We start from the raw sequence: 17,099 nt of genomic DNA, 5'->3' as shown, positions 1-17,099 counted from the left end.
TATTTAGTAAAGCAAATTACGCATCACGAAATATTAGAATGAATAATTCAGAACAATTAAATATACTTTTAATTAAGCTAGAAAATTTACTACTTAGGCAGCAAGGTTTCGAAGCTGAAATTGAGGCTTTGAAGCGAGAAGTAAAGATTTTGCAATCTCCGGATCCTACTTCCTACTCGCCTGTTACTCCAGCTCCTGAGCCAGCAATAACGCCGCCACCAAGAAACACACCACCGAGTCAGGTTATTCAAAGTAGTAACTTACCACCTATCGTTCCCAAACAAAACCCGACGTTTACTAATCCAACTCAATCCAATTTTTCTGAGCGATTTAAGCGTGAGAACATCATTAAATCTGATTTCGAGAAGTTTATTGGCGAAAACCTAATCAGCAAAATTGGTATTCTGATTTTAATTATTGGCGTTGCAATTGGTGCTAAATATGCAATAGACCATGATATGATTAGTCCGTTAACGAGGATAATTTTAGGTTACGCCGTTGGTGGTGGATTAATGGCCTTTGCAATTAGGTTAAAAGAAAAGTACGAAAACTTTTCGGCAGTTTTAGTGAGTGGTGCAATTGCAATTATGTATTTCATTACCTATGCAGCGTACGATTTTTATGCTTTAATCCCTCAGGCTTTAGCCTTTACCTTGATGGTTGTATTTACATCATTTACAGTAGTTGCAGCCATAAAATACAATAAGCAAGTTATTGCTCATATTGGCTTGGTTGGCGCCTACGCGGTGCCTTTCTTGCTAAGCGATGGTTCTGACAAAGTCGGTGTATTATTTACGTACATGGCAATCATTAATATCGGTATTCTGATATTAAGTTTTAAAAAATATTGGAAACCATTGTTTTATGCATCTTTTGGCTTAACCTGGCTTATATTTTTAAGTTGGAGATTAGATTTAGGAGAAAACAACAATAATTTCTTCGCAATATCAGTAGTATTTTCTGCAATTTTTTTCATTACATTTTATGTTACCAATTTGGCCTATAAAATTTCTAAGAAAGAAATATTTGGCTTGGGCGATGTTTTAATAATTTTAATAAACAGCTTTATTTATTATGCCATCGGCTACTTCATTTTATCAGAAAACAAAAATAGCATACACTTATTAGGCTTATTTACATTAGCAAATGCAGTAATTCACTTTGTGGTCAGTTTAATTATTTATAAGAAAAAACTAGCAGATAAAAATCTATTTTATTTGATTTTGGCAATGGTAATTACGTTTATTACTATGGCCGTACCTGTTCAATTAAATGGTGGTTGGGTAACTATTTTTTGGTCGGTTGAAGCAGCTGTGTTGCTTTATTTGGGTCGTATTAAAAATATATCGATATACGAGAAATTATCATTCCCATTAATATTTTTGGCGTTTTTAAGTATTGTTGAAGATTGGACAACCACCTACGATGTTAATGCTTATTATTCATCTGCAACTCCTATTCTAAATGTTGGTTTTTTAACGGCTAGTATATTTATAGCAAGCTTTATTTGGATGCTTAAGGTAAGCAGGAAAGAAACTGATAAATCTGCTGAATGGCCTTGGATGAGGGCAATTCTTACTTATGCTATTCCATCCATTTTGATTTTTGTAACTTATTTTACGTTTAGATTCGAAATTACCAAATTTTTTAACGGCCTAATCGAACAAACTAAAATTAATACAAGCCCAAACTCGAAACCTGGTTATGGCACTACAGAATACAATTATAATTACGAAACACTTAATGTAGCATGGATTTACATTTATACCTTGCTCTTCGCTTCGGCACTAACCTATTTCAATATTAATAAAATTAAAAACAAAGGGTTAGCCATTGCAAGCTTGGTTATAAATCTCCTAATCATTGTGGCATTTTTAACGCATGGATTATATACTTTAAGCGAGCTAAGAGACAATTATTTACATCCTGCTCAGCGCTTTTTTAACATTAGTGCATTCAATATAGGCATCAGGTATTTATCTTTTGGCTTCTTTGCGCTGTTGATTATTCAATGTTATCAACTGCAAAAATCTAAATTGTTGAAGAAAGATTTTACTACAATGTTCGATTATCTTCTTTACATCACCATTCTTTGGGTTTTAAGTAGTGAACTAATTAACATTTTAGAGTTATCGGGCACTCATGAAAGTTATAAATTAGGATTGAGTATTCTTTGGGGCGTATATTCTTTGGCTTTAATAAGTATTGGACTTGCGAAAAACAAAAAACATCTTCGTATTGGTGCCATGGTTTTATTTGGCATCACCTTAGTTAAGCTTTTCTTTTACGATATATATTCGTTGGGCACTATCGCTAAAACAGTCGTTTTCGTATCGCTGGGTGTACTTTTACTTATCATATCTTTCTTATACAACAAATACAAACATTTAATAATTGATGATGCTAAAGCTGAAAATTAGATTATTTGCGATAGTACTGTTTTGTGGAAACATCGCAATTGCTCAAACCAACCAGTATAAATATCAACGTAAACTTGAGGGTATTAACGGCAATTGGCATATTCTAAAAATGCCGAACGAGCTATATCAAAACATTAACAACGACCTTAGTGATTTAAGAATTTTCGGCATTAAAGGAAAAGACACGCTCGAAATGCCGTATCTATTAAAGCTACGCAGCGACGAAGTAAAAACAAATGATGTAGATTTTAAACGCATTAATCAAACATCAAACAATGGCGAATATTTCTTTACCTTTCAGCCTAACAAGTTATCTGTTATTAATAAAATTGATTTGAGTTTTAAACAACAAAACTTTGATTGGAAAGCATCTCTTGAAGGGAGTAACGATAACAATCAATGGTTTAGCATTGTTAAGGATAGTCGCATTTTAAGTATAAAAAATGCCCTTACAGATTACAACTTCACAAAAATCACCTTCCCTGATGCCAAATATGCTTACTTCAGGGTAAGCATTATAAGCAATGTAAAACCAGAATTATTAAGTGCTAAAATAACACAAAGTGATACAACAAAAGGCATTTACCACATGTATTTGCCAAATCAAATTAAAACAGTAAATGATGAAAAGAATAAGCGGTCAGAAATTACAGTTTCTGTAAAACAACCATCTTTAATATCAAATCTGGAGCTGAGAGAAGCTAGTCAGCATGATTTTTATCGCCCTATCAAAATCGAATACGCTACTGATAGTTTTAAAACTGATAACGGTATGCAGTATCAATACTCAACCCTTTTCGAAGGTACTTTTAGTTCTTTAGAGAAAGCTAGCTACAGCTTTAATAACACAATTTTGTCTAACCTAAAAATAACTATCGAAAATGGCGACAATCAGCCTTTAAATATTATTGGAATAAATCTGCAAGGCAACATCTACGAATTAATAACCCGTTTTGATGAGCCAAATATGAATTATTTTTTATTCTATGGCAACAAAAATGCCATCGCTCCTAATTACGACCTTACAAAATTTGAAAGTAAAATTCCTGAAAATTTAACTGTGATAAATATTCAAGAGGAAGAGAAAAATCCTGCATATTCAATAAAAATAGAAAACCCATTATTCGAAAATAAGATTTGGCTTTGGGCTTTAATGGCTATTATTATTGCACTTTTAGGTTGGTTTTCTTTTAAAATGCTTAAAAATTAAGCCTTTAACGCTTTGCCAAACCTATGTATCCAAATCCAACAGTAGAAAAACTGTACATTAATGCAAAACTGAAAGCCCATGAAACAAAAGCTATTTGTGATAGTTATGAGAGAGTTGAGATAAAAAAAGGCACATTTTTATTAAAAGAAGGCGAGATAGCTAATCAATACTATATTTTAGAAAGTGGCTTAATAAGGTCTTTTGTGAATGATTATCAGGGAAACGACATAACCACAAATTTCTTTGCATTAAACGAAATTGTAATTGAGGTCGCGTCTTTATTTCAAAGAGTTCCTACCAAGGAAAATATTCAGGCTGTAACCGATTGTATATGCTGGAAAATCGACTTTAAAACCTTTCAAACCTTTTTTCACAATATAGAAGGTTTTAGAGAATGGGGACGAAGTTACCTGTCTCAAAGTTTATTTTACTTTAAACAAAAATCTATATCACTAATTACCGATTCTGGAACTGAAAGATATTTAGCATTAATTAAAGAAAAGCCAGAGGTATTTAAATTTGCGCCTTTAAAACATATCGCTACATATCTGGGCATAACGGATACGTCTTTAAGTAGAATTAGAAAGGAAATTGTCAAATAAACCATTTCTTGTCCTAAGACAATTTTATTAAGAATTTGTGTAATTAATTTTGGTAAAAAACAAACTATGATTGAAAACTTACCGAATTGGATTAATTACTCTTTTCTAATTATTGTTGGATTAACAATTCTGCTATTTTATTTAGCTAATGGCCGACCATTTAAACTTGTTCTTATCATTATAGCAATATCAATTATCCATTCAATATTAGCATATAATGAATATTACCTGGGCGCTATTACACATCCGCAAAGAATGATGTTAATCTTCGCTCCAAACATCTTCCTTATTATTTTCGGGTGTTTACCGCAACAATTATCTTATAGTTACCAACACCGTAACTTGTACAAAAGTACAATTTTTCATAGCATCAGGTTTTTTATAGAAATTGTTCTTTATCAATTATTTTTAAATAAAATGATTCCTGAGTTAATGACCTTTTCTGGTCGAAATTTTGACATTTTACCAGGTATATCATCACCTATTGTTGCAGTTCTATATTCCAAAAAATGAATTCAGTATAAACTACTTTTAACCTGGAATTTTATATGTTTAGCTTTAGTTTTATTCATCGTTGCAAATGCAATATTATCTTCACCATTACCATTTCAGCAATTTGGTTTCGAGCAACCTAATGTTGCGATATTATTTTTTCCCTTTATATTATTACCTTCGACAATTGTTCCTATTGTTGTTTACACACACATCACGGATATTCTAATCATTTTCAAAAAGATAAAACATGAAGAACATTTTTCAAACCTCCGTAACTACCGAAATAATTGAAAGAATTAACCAACTAAAACCAACAACAGCTCAACTGTGGGGTAAAATGAACGCTTCGCAAATGCTTGCACATTGTAATGTGAGCTACGAATTGGTTTATGATAATACTCACCCAAAACCAAATGCGTTAATGAAATTGATTATGAAAGCATTTGTAAAAAACATTGTAGTAAGCGAAAAACCATATAAAAGAAATAGTCAAACTGCACCATCTTTTTTAATTGTGGATGAAAAGGAATTCGAGAAAGAAAAAACACGTTTAATTGATTACCTGAATAAAACCCAGCAATTAGGCGAAAGTTATTTTGATGGAAAAGAATCTCATTCGTTTGGCAAACTCAACAAGACCGAGTGGAACAATATGTTTTACAAACATTTAGATCATCATTTAAACCAATTTGGCATTTAAGTAAATAACCTCTACATGAAAAGATTAACGATACTTGTTGCGTTAATCATCCCTTTTCTACTTTGCACTTCCTGGGGTTTCTTTGCGCATCAAAGAATTAACAATCTGGCTGTATTTACACTACCAACAGGAATGATTTCCTTTTATAAAAAGAATATCAAATACATAACAGAACACGCTGTTGACCCAGATAAAAGGCGTTATGCCGATACTTTGGAGGCACCAAAACATTACCTTGATGTAGAAAATTATGAAAAGCATATTGATAGTATTCCTGAAAAATGGAACGATGCTGTAGCGAAATATGGAGAAAAAAAACTGTACACAGACGGAATAGTTCCGTGGCAAATTCAGCGAACTTATTATAGTTTAGTTAAAGCTTTCGAAAATCGGGATTCTATAAAAATTTTAAAGTATTCGGCAGATCTAGGACATTACATTGGCGATGCACATGTACCGTTACACACAACATCAAACCATAATGGCCAGCTTACAAATCAAGTTGGTATTCATGCTTTTTGGGAAAGCAGGTTACCAGAACTTTTTCATACAAATTACAATTTTATTGTAGGTAAGGCTACATATATAGAAAATCCTTTAAAAGAAGCCTGGAAAATTGTTAAACACACTAATACTTTAGTTGATACGGTTTTGAAGTTTGAAGCACTATTAGCATCATCCTTTCCTTCGGATAAAAAGTATAGTTTTTCTGAAAGAAATAATACAGTTTTAAAGCAATATTCTGTTGCATATTCAAAAGCTTATCATGATAAGATGGAAAATATGGTAGAAAAGCAAATGCGTTCTGCAATATTAAAAATAGGTTCTTATTGGTTCTCTGCATGGGTAGATGCTGGTCAACCAGAACTTAAAAATTTAATTAAAGTTGAACTTAAAGCTGATGAACAAAAAGCTGAAGCAGATACTGAAAAGAAATACCAAAAAGGAATTCCAATTGGTAGAGAAATTTAGCTAAAGTGAATTAAGTTTTTCTCTTGATGTTGAAATAAACTCAGCAAGAGCGCAGGACTAAAAAAGTAAAAGGCAAGAATTACTTCTTGCCTTTTACTTTAAATCTTTTAGGTAAAAACCTTATTTAGAATCGTCCCCTTCAATAATTTCTTCGATTTTTTTAGGTTGTAATTTGCTCTTTATGGCGGCCCAAATTGCTGGAACAAAGGTTACAACCGCAATGAAAACGATAACTAACTCAAAATTATTTTTAATTATTGGAATTTGACCCAATACAAATCCGCCTAATAATAAAGCTACAATCCATGAAACGCCACCAATAATGTTAAAATAAGTGAACCTGCCAAAAGGCATTTTAGCAATACCGGCAACAAAGGGTGCAATAGTTCTGAAAATAGGTAAGAAACGACTAAAAATTATTGCTTTACCACCATGCTTTTCGAAAAATTCGTGCGATTGATGATAATATTTTAGTTTTAAAATTTTGTTTTCTTCTTTAAAAACACCAGCACCTAATACGCTACCTAATTTAAAGTTTACCGTATTTCCTAAAATTGCAGCAACAATTAAAATGATTAGCATTACCCAAATATTTAAACCTGTCTCGTGTTCGCCTGCAATTAATGCACCCATTGCAAATAGCAAGGAATCACCGGGTAAAAAGGGCATGATAACTAAACCTGTTTCGGCAAAAATTATCAGGAATAAAATTAAATAGGTCCAGGTTTGATAATCGTTCACGATTTGAGCCAAATGAACATCAATGTGAAGTATAAAATCTAAAAGTTGTTGTAGTAAATCCAATTGTGTATGATTTTGGGCAAAAGTATGAATATGAATTTGATTTTAAGACTATTCTGAATTTATTACCAGAAATTTAATTACTGTTGACAATTACCCTTGCTTGCAATTTGCCTTTTTTGTTTCCCTTATTTAGGCCATCGATTAAGATTGTATTATTACTCCCCTTTACAAAATTTGTAAATAGTATTGTATCAATTACATTAACCGAATCTAAAAGGTTTAAATATATATCAGAAGTTTTATTTGCAGGAAGTTTTACATAACCCGAATTTTCACCAATTCCTAAAATTTTCGAGAAAGTAGATGACTGGTTTCGAATACTAACCCTTGAACCCAATGTATAACCAAGGTTTATAAAAAATAATCTTACTGATGCTGTATCTCGTATCAAATTATCTTCGAGCACTGTAAGCAAAGAATCTGTTGCGGTAGTTTTACTATAATAAACAGAGTAATTTTTACCAACGCCTAAAGAGTATTTTAAAGAATCGCTAACAACTTGTGTTGCTGTGTTTTTAGCAAAAATACTGTATTCTTTATCGCCTACTGCAGTAATATAACTGCTATTGCTGCCATAGCCTACTGCGGTAGCAACTCTAATTCCATTCAGATAAAAATCCTGCGCTCTTTCATCAACTAAATTGATAAACCTAACTTTAGTATCGTAATCATTTGTATTTTCATTTTTAACACAACTTACCAGAAACAAAGTGAGTGCAAAAAAAGCAAATAAAAGTTTGAGAAACGCTGATATCTTAATTTTCATGCGTAGTTGTAAATGTTCTTATCAAAGATAGCCTTTGAACTTGAATTGTATATGAAACTGCTTAACTAATTATCAACTATTAGATGTGCTTCCAAAGTTGCAGCCGTTAAACCACTAAGCCAAATTGTATAAATTTTGCCAGGCATTAAATCCGTGGCCGGAATTGTTTTTATATTACCAGAACCAACAACGTTATACCTTAGGGCTATTCCGCTCTCTACTGTAAAATAATTAGAAGCCTCTTTAAAGAACAAGGCATTAATAAATGGCGAACCTGTTTGAATACTTATGTTAACACCTGTATTAAAATATGGTGTTAAATTAACCACTCTAATTTTTGCAGTAGTCATGTCTGAAATACTTAAATTATCTTCATAATTTATAATTTCCTTCTTGCCTTCTCTATCTGCAATTAAGAATGTACTGTAAGTTAAAGATGGTGTAAAATTTAAATTTGTATCTGTATTTATGTTGTTTGAACCTACAAAACTTATACTCCTACTGCCCGATTGTATTTTTGCATACTCACTGGTTTCACCAAATGATAATGCGGTAGTTGTCATTTTTGAATTATCAATATAAACCTCTTGCTTAATTTCGCTTTGCACAGCATTAATAACTTTTATTTTTGCCTGACCTTGAACAACTACATTCGGATCGTGTTTTTTACAGCACACTAAAAAGACTGAACATAAAAGAAATAAAAAGGCAAATGCTTTTAAAGATTGATGAGTAGAGCTTTTCATAAGATGGGTGGTATTTGGCTTAAATAAAAAATGGCTTGGTTCAAAAACCAAGCCATTCTTATAATTTTAAGCTAAAACCTCGCTTTTAGTAACTGTTATTTAACATTACAGGCATTACAAGCATTAGCACATCTTCGTTTTCATCGTTAGTTTGAGGAATTAATAATCCTGCTCTGTTAGGTGTAGAAAGTTCTAAAGTAACTTCATCTCCACTTAAATTGTTAAGCATTTCTATTAAGAAACGAGCATTAAAACCAATTTCCAAGTCTTCACCATCGTATTGACAGCTTAAACGCTCATGCGCTTCATTAGCAAAATCTAAATCTTCTGATGAAATATTCAATTCGCTACCGTTAATTTTTAACCTAACCTGGTGTGTAGTTTTATTAGCGAAAATTACCACACGACGAAGCGTATTTAAAAATAAACTTCTATCGATCACCAATTTATTAGGATTATTCTGAGGGATAACTGCCTCATAATCAGGATATCGTTCGTCTATTAAACGACACACTAAATTGATGTTCTCAAATTTAAAGAAAGCACTTGTAGCGTTATAATCAACAGATACATTTATATCGTTTGAAGGCAATGCAGCTTTTAAAAGCGTTAGTGCCTTTTTCGGAAGAATAAATGAAGTTGCTTTATCAGCCTTGCTATCCATACGGCGATAACGCACTAATTTGTGTGCATCAGTTGCTACGAATGTAATGTGTTGAGGAGATAACTGACAAAATACACCAGTCATTGCAGGGCGCAATTCATCATTACTTACTGCAAAAATTGTTTTTGTGATGGCTTCTGTTAAAACTGAAGCTGGTAAATTAACTGAAGATGCATTTTCAACTACAGGAATTTTAGGAAAGTCATCACCATTTTCTCCGCTGAGTTTATACTTTCCATCACCTGCGCTAATTTCGATTGCAAAAGTTGAATCATCAATATTAAAAGCAATTGGTTGGTCTGGTAAAGTTTTAAGAGTATCTAATAGAATTTTAGATGGAACGGCAACTTTACCTTCCTCTTTTGATTCAACAGCCAAGGCAGTGGTCATGCTGGTTTGTAAATCGGTTGCAGAGATTGTTAAATTGCCTTCTTTAATTTCGAAAAGAAAATTTTCTAATATAGGTAAAACTGTACTGCTGCTAGAGGCACCATTTACAGTTTGTAGGTGTTTCAATAAAGTTGATGTGGATACTATAAATCTCATGATATCATTTAGTCTTCTTCAAAAATATAAAAATTATTTAGCGTACTTGTACTTGCGGTAATAATGTTGAAAAATTGCGGAGAATATTAACAATAATAACGGAAATACAATATTAATAACCTGCCATTTCGTTTTTTCGAGCTTAATTTTTGCCTTATCGAGCAAGCGAATTTTAACTTCTTTGTTTCTTAATACGATAAGGTTATCATCATCCGTAAAATAATCGGCGATGTTAAGCAACAAAGCTTTATTTCCATAAGTACGTTGTGTGTATCTATCAAAACCAAGCGGCAAGGGAGAATTATCTTTTGAAATTACCTGATTTTTAAAAATATCGCCATCGCCAATTACAACCATTTTTGAATTTTTACTTACGCTTGCATTTGTAAAAGGCTCTGTAATTTGAGCGGGTAAAGGTCTGCCGGCAAATACTGATGGAAAAGCTCCTTCTAGCAATACACCTGCACTTTGTAATGGGTTTTGGAACGATTTCGGATCTGGTTGTTCTGCAACCATTTGCAACGAAAATAATTTCGGCACATTAAAAATCTTATTAAAGGAAGAGGTTGTTAAAATATACTTCTTTTTAACGCCTTTTGAGCCAATTGTATCAACCGTGCTCGGAAATTCGGCTTTAATACCATCTAAATTTTTAACCAAACTTGCGGCAGTATCGGGCAGTAAAATTGGATAATATATCCATGGAACAAGCTGAATTTGCGATTGCCCGCCAACAACTCCTGTAGAAACCGGAATTTCAGCAGAATTTTTATCTGCAATAACGTTATAGTTTATTCTTGCACCATACATAAAAAGCATGTCATCAAGGTTAAGATTTTTGTTAAGAACCATTTGCGAACCTTTCCCGCGTAGACTATCCAACTCAGCAGAAACCTGATCGATGCTCCACAAAACCCTTCCTCCATTCATAACAAAATAGTTTATTTTGTATTTTTCAGTTTCGGTAAATGCTTGTTGAGGCTTAACAATAACCAACATTTTTAGCTTATCTAAGCCAGCTTTATCAATGGTGTTTAAATTTACTCTGCCAACTTCGTAGCTGCTCGAAAGTGTATGAATTGCATCATAAAGTTCTAAATCAGAGGGTTCGCCATTTGCTTCGGTGAAACCGATGCGAGGATTATTGCCACTTACAACCTTTTTAATACCTGATGTAAAAACATATTCCAGATTTTCTATTGAACGATTAATGTTATCTTCGTAATTACCGCTTGCATCAAGATTTTGAAAAAGTTTAACAGGTAATTCTCTACCGTCACTTTCAATCATCGCCATTGGATAAACCAATTTCTGAGTTAATCTGCTCTCTGTTTTAATACTTAAATTTGTGGCTTCGATACCATGCTGATAAAGGTTATTGATAACAGTATCTTGATCTGCAGCATTTAAGCCCGCCAAAGGATCTACAAAAGCAATCTTTAACTCGGCATTAGAGTAAGCTTTATAATCGCTTAACAGATCTTTTACTGATGTTTGCAGCCTCTTAAAAGCAGATGGCAATTCTCCATTTAAAAAAACTGTAATCAACACTGGTTTTTGTGTGTTTTTTAAAACCGCTTTCGTCTTATCGGTCAAAGTAAATCTCTTATCTGCGGTAAAATCGAACCGATGAAAGACATAATTGCCAATAATATTAACGGCAAAAACAACTACTAAAACAACTATTACCCATATCCACTTTTTATGGCTTTTCATTATTTATTCCCTCCTGCCGCTAAGTTTGTAAACAATAAAAAAATACCAGAAAAGCTTAGAAAGTAGAGCAAATCTCTGGTATCTAAAACCCCTCGACTAATGGCTTGGTAATGCTCGTTTATTCCAAGAGCAGATACTGTGGTCTCTAACGAGCTTAATGCAAAAATTTGGCTGGTATAATCGAAACCTAAAAATGTAAATGCACAAATTGTAGCAGCAATTGCGAATGCAATAATTTGATTTTTTGTGATTGATGAAGCAAAAATTCCTATGGATGTAAATGCTGTGCCGAGTAAAAATAAACCAACGTAAGAACCAATGACAGCTCCAGAATCGATGTTACCTTCAGGCAAACCTAGTTTTGAAATCGAAAAATAATAAACAGTTGTTGGTATTAATGAGAAAAGTACCAAGACTAAGGATGAAAAATATTTAGCAAAAATAATTTGCCAAAGGGTTACCGGCTTTGTAATCAACAACTCGTAAGTTCCTTCCTTTTTTTCTTCAGCGAAAGAACGCATAGTTATTGCAGGGATGAGAAACATGAAAAGATATGGTACTAGGCTAAAAAAACCACCAAGTTCGGCATAGCCATAATCAAGAATTGATGTATCAGGAAAAAACCACAACAAAAGCCCAGAAACCAACAGAAAAATGCCTATCGTAATAAAGGCAACCATTGAGCTTAGAAAACTATATAATTCGCGTTTAAAAACTGCGTACATAACAAAATTTAAATGCCGAAGTTAATAAAATATTAAAGTAAATTATAGATGATTGTGTGTTAAATAAGCTTTAAATAATGGCTCATTTCATTAATAATCGTTGCAGTAGCTCAAACTAAAGTGCAAACGAATAAGCAACTCTTAATCCAGCAAAGCCTTTTGTATTTGAAGAATTTAGCAACTGAACTTCATCATTTTTACCTGTCCAACCTTCGTATCTTAAACCAACATCGAGTAAACCCTTCCCTCTAAGCTTAAAAATATTGCCCAAACCGGGCGACCAAACAAATAATGTTTTTTGTCCTTCATTAATTGGCAAACCAGTTCCTGCTTGGGCCTCAGCATAAAAGCCATCACTTAAATAATATTTTAAACCACCTTTTATTGGAATGTAAGTAAAATCTTTAACCACAAGAACTTGATTTCTTCTTCCAAAAAAATTCATAAAACCTGCATTTACAGTTACTGCAAGTTGATTTAATACCGGAACATCTAACTTAATTGAGCCACCAGTCCCGATTGCAGATATACCCGAAAAATTACCCGAAGGAAGACCAATTTCTGCACCGAAGCTTAAATTTGTAGTGTTTTGTGCATTTGATATTAGGGAGCTAAATTGTAAATAAGCTGACAATAAAAATCCAAATTTTAACATAAACTAAGCAGTAAGTTTTCTAAAAATATCTTCTAACGAATTTTGGTTATTTGCCTTTTTAATCCCTTCAAGTGTGTCATTTGCAACAATTTTGCCTTTGTTGATAATGATGATATCATCACAAATGGCTTCTACCTCTTGCATAATATGTGTAGAAATGATAACCGTTTTATCTTTGCCCAATGTTTTGATTAGGGCTCTAATATCAACCAGTTGATTTGGGTCTAAACCCGATGTTGGCTCATCCAAAATTAAAACTTCTGGATTATGAATAATTGCCTGAGCCAAGCCAACACGTTGCCGATAACCTTTTGAAAGCATTCCTATTTTTTTATGTTGCTCTGGCGTTAGGCCAACCACTTTAATCACTTCTTCTACACGTACAGAAATGTTTTTCAACTCGTAAGTTTGTGCAACAAAGCTGAGAAACTCCTTAACATACATATCCGTATAAAGTGGTGTATTTTCAGGCAAATAGCCAATATGCCTTTTAGCTATAATGGATTGACTAACAATATCTTTATCAGAAATGTTAGCTTCACCAGATGATGGCTCCAAATATCCCGTTAACATTCGCATAGTAGTAGATTTCCCCGCACCATTCGGCCCCAAAAAACCTAATATGCGGCCTGGCTTTACTTCAAAACTTATAGAATCAACCGCTTTTTGGCTGCCATAATGTTTAGAAAGGTTTTTTACTGAAATACTCATATGGATTTTTTTAACCGCAAATAACACCAAATTCTGCGCAAAGTTTTTAAAGTTATTTTAAGTCGGTAAATGACGTAATATTTAATTGATATGTTTCGAACTAATCTTTTTATTATACCTAAACTTATCTAATTGCTCGGCAGCTTGCATAATGTTATCAGATGATAAAATATCTGCACCGTTATTAACTAAATGATAATAAACATTTTTAGCAGGATTGGCAATTGAACTTTTATCAATGTTGCCCATCGTACCTAAAATTGTAGTGATTCCCTTGTTATGTAAGAATTTATACAATTCCTTATCAGGCGCACTTACACCAACGAAAGCGACAATTCTATTATTTGGTATGCCTAAACTATTAAGTCTTTTCAAATCAGATTTCTTTTGAACAGAAGCAGAAATCATCAAATCGGGTGCTAAATGATGTACTTCCTGAGCCTGATTTGCAGTATAAGTTATAATAATAGAATTACTTTCAACTTTGTATTGTTTAACCTTTTCAATCACTTTTGCGTAAGAAACGCCACGCTTCAAATCAATAGTTAGTAATGCTTTACCTTTGCTCCAGCTTAAAACGCTATCTAATGTTGGTATTTTGAATTTGGTTTCTTGCCCATCATCATCTTTCAAATTAAATGCTTTAAGTTCTTCATAAGTATAATTTCCAATTGGTCCTTTACCCGTCGAAGTTCTATCCAATTTATCATCATGCATAATTACCAGAACAGAATCTTTGCTGTACGCAATATCAAACTCGATAATCATAGGATTATAAGTGGTTGCATTTTCAAAAGTTTCTATACAATTTTCTGGAAAACCTGGCATTGGGCCACCCCGATGTGCACTAATTAAAGGAAAACGATTTTCTGGCGACCACTTTAAAAACTGGTACAGCTCGTTTGTATTATCAAATTTTATATAATGATGAACTTTTTCTTCTTGCTTACACGATATAAGCGCTGCCAGAAATGAGCAGAAAAGTAAAAAATGAAATCTCATACTTCAAAAGTAGAAAAAATTGGAAGATGGAAAAGGTAAATGGATGATTTTTGGTCAAATGTGGTATTGGTTAAATGGCTAATTGTTTAAAACTGGTTAATCGAGCGGTGAACAGTTGACAAGATTAAATGATAAACTCGTTCATCGCGTACTACGCAACTAACAAGGTTAAATGTTAAACTGGTTAATCGAGTGCCAAGTAGTTAACCAGTTCAACGATTATACAATTAACCAACTGCACAATTTGTGCAGTTTACCAATTCTACAATTTAAACAGTTAACCAACTAAACAATTCATACCATTAACGCCAATCTATGCATAACCATTTTTAATTGCAAAAACCGCTAAGCCAACACGGGTTTTTAGTTCGAGTTTTTCGCAAAGATTATCGCGATAGCTTTCTACCGTTCTAGGACTGCAAAACATTTTATCGGCAATTTCTTTATAATTAAGTTCAGTAACGGTGTATTTCAGAAACTCCTTTTCTCTATCAGAGATTTTAATTTCGGTATCTTTTGCCTTATTCAAACTAAAAAATATAATTTTTGAAGCCCATTCGGGATAGAAAAAACCATTTGCAGCCAACTTTGTAAGTGCGTTTTCTAATTCTGTAGGGTGGGCGTTTTTTAAAAGATAGCCGGTTGCACCATTAGTAACCATTTTAATAACACTCTTGTCTTCATCTTGCATACTAAGTGCCATAACCTTTATTTCAGGATGATTAATTTTTACCCAGGTTACAGTTTCAAAGCCATCCATTACGGGCATGCTAATATCCAAAAGTAAAATATCCGGAATTTTACTTCCAGTAACAAACCTATCAATTAAATCCTTGCCGTTTTCGCATACATAAATAACCTCAAAATCTTCAAAATTATTGATAATGCCTTGTAGCGCTTTTGCTATAAGTACGTGGTCATCTACAATAACGATAGTTTTTTTCATGATTGGCTATTTAAAACAACGGTAATTGCGGTTCCAGAATTAAGATTACTGATTAAGCTAAATTTCCCGCCAATAATTTCGGCTCGTTTTTTCATGTTCTTCAAGCCAATACCATCAGCTTTACTATTTAAGTAATCAAATCCTACTCCATTATCTTCAATTTTTAGTTTTAAAAAAATAGCATTATCTGAATGCAATCCGATTTTAATTTCACTACAATTAGAATGTTTCAGACTGTTTTGAAGAAATTCTTGTGTAATTCTCAGTAAAACATTCTTCCGAACAAAATCTAAATTAAAGTCATTTCGGTTATGATTAAATAAGACATCGCATTTTTTTAAAGCATTTAAGTTATTTACTTCATCTTGTATTAAAGTTACTATTTCGTGTGTATTAATGTTATCATTAGTTAAGTTTTTTGATAATGCTCTCAAATCCTCCAACGATGAGTTTACAATCTGATAAATTTGCTCTATTTTCTCGCTCGCTTGCGGCACCTTTTTTTCATAAACAAGCTGTTGCGCATATAAACTTACTAAGGTTAACTTCTGTCCAATATTATCGTGCAGTTCTCTACCTATTTGCTGCATGGTATCTTGCTGAATTTCCAGCTGTGTGCTTAATAATTCTTTCTGGTGTATTTCATTGTTAATTTTAATTTCATTTAAATACTCTTTCTTTCTTGATTTATATTTACGGATGTAAACCATAATAGCAACCGTAAAACTGACGAAAAACAGGTTAAATAAAATGACCGTGATTAATAATTCTGCTTTCCCCATATAAACGATATTGAAAATAATAAATACATGATTATGCCAGAGATTAAGAAATAATCGTAATAAATAGCCCAAATTGTAGAATAATCTTTAAGCAAAGAATAAAATGCAAAAAAAGGCAACGTGCCAATGTAAAATAGGGAAACACCTAAGTTTATATAAAACATTTTATTTCTATTGAAATGGAGAATATCTACAGAATTAACCTGATTATAATATTCTTTAAGTACTAAAATCATCAGTAACAGACAACCCAAAGTGTAGTTAAATGAAAAGTATATTTTCTTTTCGCTAAAAAAGATTTCGCTGACTAAAAAAGATGAAATATATACCACCGAAAAACAATAAAACAACTTGTTGCTATTAAAAGATTTTACTCCATATAGCCAATAAAAAAATATGAATTGAAAAGGAATAACGAGGTAGTTGTAATACTTCGCTTTAGAAAAGCTAAAATACAAACCACCCCATTTACCAATAATTTCGCTCAAGAAAATGATAAATAAGTAATAAATAAAAAATCGCCAGTACTGATTTTTTAAAGTTTTAAAATTAAGCAAAGCGATAAAAGCAGCCAAGCCTTCTATCCAAAGAAAGCTTTCGCTTAAAAACTTCTGAAAATTACTTAATTCCATTTTTG

The 17,099-nt window shown here is 32.6% G+C and carries 17 protein-coding genes; 5 read left to right on the top strand and 12 right to left on the bottom strand.

Annotated elements, in window-relative coordinates:
- The first annotated feature begins 38 nt into the window (after positions 1 to 38).
- The 5 genes from QWY86_RS07255 (at position 39) to QWY86_RS07235 (ending at position 6,399) form a co-directional block, all read left to right on the top strand.
- Entirely contained in the window at positions 39 to 2,420 is a 2,382-nt protein-coding gene (locus tag QWY86_RS07255) for a DUF2339 domain-containing protein (protein ID WP_290240313.1), read from the top strand.
- Positions 2,398 to 3,630 (top strand): hypothetical protein, encoded by a 1,233-nt coding sequence (locus QWY86_RS07250; protein WP_290240311.1) that lies wholly within the window; start codon positions 2,398 to 2,400, stop codon positions 3,628 to 3,630. The genes QWY86_RS07255 and QWY86_RS07250 overlap by 23 nt, the downstream gene beginning before the upstream one ends.
- 23 nt (positions 3,631 to 3,653) lie before the next feature.
- Positions 3,654 to 4,232, top strand: coding sequence for a Crp/Fnr family transcriptional regulator (locus QWY86_RS07245; protein ID WP_290240309.1), 579 nt, complete (start codon positions 3,654 to 3,656; stop codon positions 4,230 to 4,232).
- Positions 4,233 to 4,974: 742 nt separating this feature from the next.
- Complete coding sequence (locus QWY86_RS07240; protein ID WP_290240307.1) at positions 4,975 to 5,427, top strand: DUF1569 domain-containing protein; 453 nt, start codon at positions 4,975 to 4,977, stop codon at positions 5,425 to 5,427.
- Positions 5,428 to 5,442: 15 nt separating this feature from the next.
- Positions 5,443 to 6,399: a zinc dependent phospholipase C family protein gene (locus tag QWY86_RS07235; RefSeq protein WP_290240305.1), complete on the top strand. Its 957-nt coding sequence runs from the start codon at positions 5,443 to 5,445 to the stop codon at positions 6,397 to 6,399.
- A gap of 120 nt (positions 6,400 to 6,519) precedes the next feature.
- Here the strand turns inward: QWY86_RS07235 and QWY86_RS07230 are convergent, their stop codons facing one another.
- The 12 genes from QWY86_RS07230 to QWY86_RS07175 form a co-directional block, all read right to left on the bottom strand.
- Entirely contained in the window at positions 6,520 to 7,203 is a 684-nt protein-coding gene (locus QWY86_RS07230; RefSeq protein ID WP_290240303.1) for a DedA family protein, read from the bottom strand.
- Positions 7,204 to 7,276: 73 nt separating this feature from the next.
- The gene (locus QWY86_RS07225) at positions 7,277 to 7,969 is read right to left on the bottom strand and encodes a DUF4397 domain-containing protein (RefSeq protein ID WP_290240289.1); all 693 of its coding nucleotides are present in this window, start codon (positions 7,967 to 7,969) and stop codon (positions 7,277 to 7,279) included.
- Positions 7,970 to 8,034: 65 nt separating this feature from the next.
- Complete coding sequence (locus tag QWY86_RS07220; RefSeq protein ID WP_290240287.1) at positions 8,035 to 8,715, bottom strand: DUF4397 domain-containing protein; 681 nt, start codon at positions 8,713 to 8,715, stop codon at positions 8,035 to 8,037.
- An 85-nt stretch (positions 8,716 to 8,800) separates the two neighbouring features.
- On the bottom strand, positions 8,801 to 9,925 hold the full coding sequence (gene dnaN, locus QWY86_RS07215) for a DNA polymerase III subunit beta (protein WP_290240285.1): 1,125 nt from the start codon (positions 9,923 to 9,925) through the stop codon (positions 8,801 to 8,803).
- A 33-nt stretch (positions 9,926 to 9,958) separates the two neighbouring features.
- Positions 9,959 to 11,641, bottom strand: a complete 1,683-nt coding sequence (gldG, locus tag QWY86_RS07210; protein WP_290240283.1) for a gliding motility-associated ABC transporter substrate-binding protein GldG — start codon at positions 11,639 to 11,641, stop codon at positions 9,959 to 9,961.
- Positions 11,641 to 12,366 (bottom strand): gliding motility-associated ABC transporter permease subunit GldF, encoded by a 726-nt coding sequence (gldF, locus tag QWY86_RS07205; RefSeq protein ID WP_290240281.1) that lies wholly within the window; start codon positions 12,364 to 12,366, stop codon positions 11,641 to 11,643. Before gldF ends, gldG begins: the two co-directional genes overlap by 1 nt.
- Before the next feature lie 115 nt (positions 12,367 to 12,481).
- Complete coding sequence (locus tag QWY86_RS07200) at positions 12,482 to 13,021, bottom strand: hypothetical protein (RefSeq protein ID WP_290240279.1); 540 nt, start codon at positions 13,019 to 13,021, stop codon at positions 12,482 to 12,484.
- A 3-nt stretch (positions 13,022 to 13,024) separates the two neighbouring features.
- Positions 13,025 to 13,732: an ATP-binding cassette domain-containing protein gene (locus tag QWY86_RS07195; protein ID WP_290240277.1), complete on the bottom strand. Its 708-nt coding sequence runs from the start codon at positions 13,730 to 13,732 to the stop codon at positions 13,025 to 13,027.
- Between the two features lie 81 nt (positions 13,733 to 13,813).
- Positions 13,814 to 14,734: a glycerophosphodiester phosphodiesterase family protein gene (locus QWY86_RS07190; RefSeq protein WP_290240275.1), complete on the bottom strand. Its 921-nt coding sequence runs from the start codon at positions 14,732 to 14,734 to the stop codon at positions 13,814 to 13,816.
- A 313-nt stretch (positions 14,735 to 15,047) separates the two neighbouring features.
- Complete coding sequence (locus tag QWY86_RS07185) at positions 15,048 to 15,680, bottom strand: response regulator transcription factor (protein WP_290240272.1); 633 nt, start codon at positions 15,678 to 15,680, stop codon at positions 15,048 to 15,050.
- Positions 15,677 to 16,462, bottom strand: a complete 786-nt coding sequence (locus QWY86_RS07180) for a sensor histidine kinase (RefSeq protein ID WP_290240270.1) — start codon at positions 16,460 to 16,462, stop codon at positions 15,677 to 15,679. Before QWY86_RS07180 ends, QWY86_RS07185 begins: the two co-directional genes overlap by 4 nt.
- Positions 16,441 to 17,094, bottom strand: coding sequence for a hypothetical protein (locus QWY86_RS07175; RefSeq protein WP_290240268.1), 654 nt, complete (start codon positions 17,092 to 17,094; stop codon positions 16,441 to 16,443). Before QWY86_RS07175 ends, QWY86_RS07180 begins: the two co-directional genes overlap by 22 nt.
- Between the last annotated feature and the right edge of the window lie 5 nt (positions 17,095 to 17,099).

Origin of the sequence: Pedobacter aquatilis (genome assembly GCF_030409415.1) — a bacterium.
GTDB lineage: Bacteria > Bacteroidota > Bacteroidia > Sphingobacteriales > Sphingobacteriaceae > Pedobacter > Pedobacter aquatilis.
Note: the sequence above shows the minus strand (reverse complement) of the source record. Positions and strands in the feature narration are given on the sequence as shown.

Coding starts and splice junctions, on each gene's coding strand:
- QWY86_RS07180 (WP_290240270.1), bottom strand. CDS start 16,462: ATGGGGAAAGCAGAATTATTAATCACGGTCATTTTATTTAACCTGTTT.
- gldF (WP_290240281.1), bottom strand. CDS start 12,366: ATGTACGCAGTTTTTAAACGCGAATTATATAGTTTTCTAAGCTCAATG.
- gldG (WP_290240283.1), bottom strand. CDS start 11,641: ATGAAAAGCCATAAAAAGTGGATATGGGTAATAGTTGTTTTAGTAGTT.
- QWY86_RS07235 (WP_290240305.1), top strand. CDS start 5,443: ATGAAAAGATTAACGATACTTGTTGCGTTAATCATCCCTTTTCTACTT.
- QWY86_RS07200 (WP_290240279.1), bottom strand. CDS start 13,021: ATGTTAAAATTTGGATTTTTATTGTCAGCTTATTTACAATTTAGCTCC.
- dnaN (WP_290240285.1), bottom strand. CDS start 9,925: ATGAGATTTATAGTATCCACATCAACTTTATTGAAACACCTACAAACT.
- QWY86_RS07190 (WP_290240275.1), bottom strand. CDS start 14,734: ATGAGATTTCATTTTTTACTTTTCTGCTCATTTCTGGCAGCGCTTATA.
- QWY86_RS07240 (WP_290240307.1), top strand. CDS start 4,975: ATGAAGAACATTTTTCAAACCTCCGTAACTACCGAAATAATTGAAAGA.
- QWY86_RS07175 (WP_290240268.1), bottom strand. CDS start 17,094: ATGGAATTAAGTAATTTTCAGAAGTTTTTAAGCGAAAGCTTTCTTTGG.
- QWY86_RS07250 (WP_290240311.1), top strand. CDS start 2,398: ATGATGCTAAAGCTGAAAATTAGATTATTTGCGATAGTACTGTTTTGT.
- QWY86_RS07195 (WP_290240277.1), bottom strand. CDS start 13,732: ATGAGTATTTCAGTAAAAAACCTTTCTAAACATTATGGCAGCCAAAAA.
- QWY86_RS07245 (WP_290240309.1), top strand. CDS start 3,654: ATGTATCCAAATCCAACAGTAGAAAAACTGTACATTAATGCAAAACTG.
- QWY86_RS07225 (WP_290240289.1), bottom strand. CDS start 7,969: ATGAAAATTAAGATATCAGCGTTTCTCAAACTTTTATTTGCTTTTTTT.
- QWY86_RS07220 (WP_290240287.1), bottom strand. CDS start 8,715: ATGAAAAGCTCTACTCATCAATCTTTAAAAGCATTTGCCTTTTTATTT.
- QWY86_RS07185 (WP_290240272.1), bottom strand. CDS start 15,680: ATGAAAAAAACTATCGTTATTGTAGATGACCACGTACTTATAGCAAAA.
- QWY86_RS07255 (WP_290240313.1), top strand. CDS start 39: ATGAATAATTCAGAACAATTAAATATACTTTTAATTAAGCTAGAAAAT.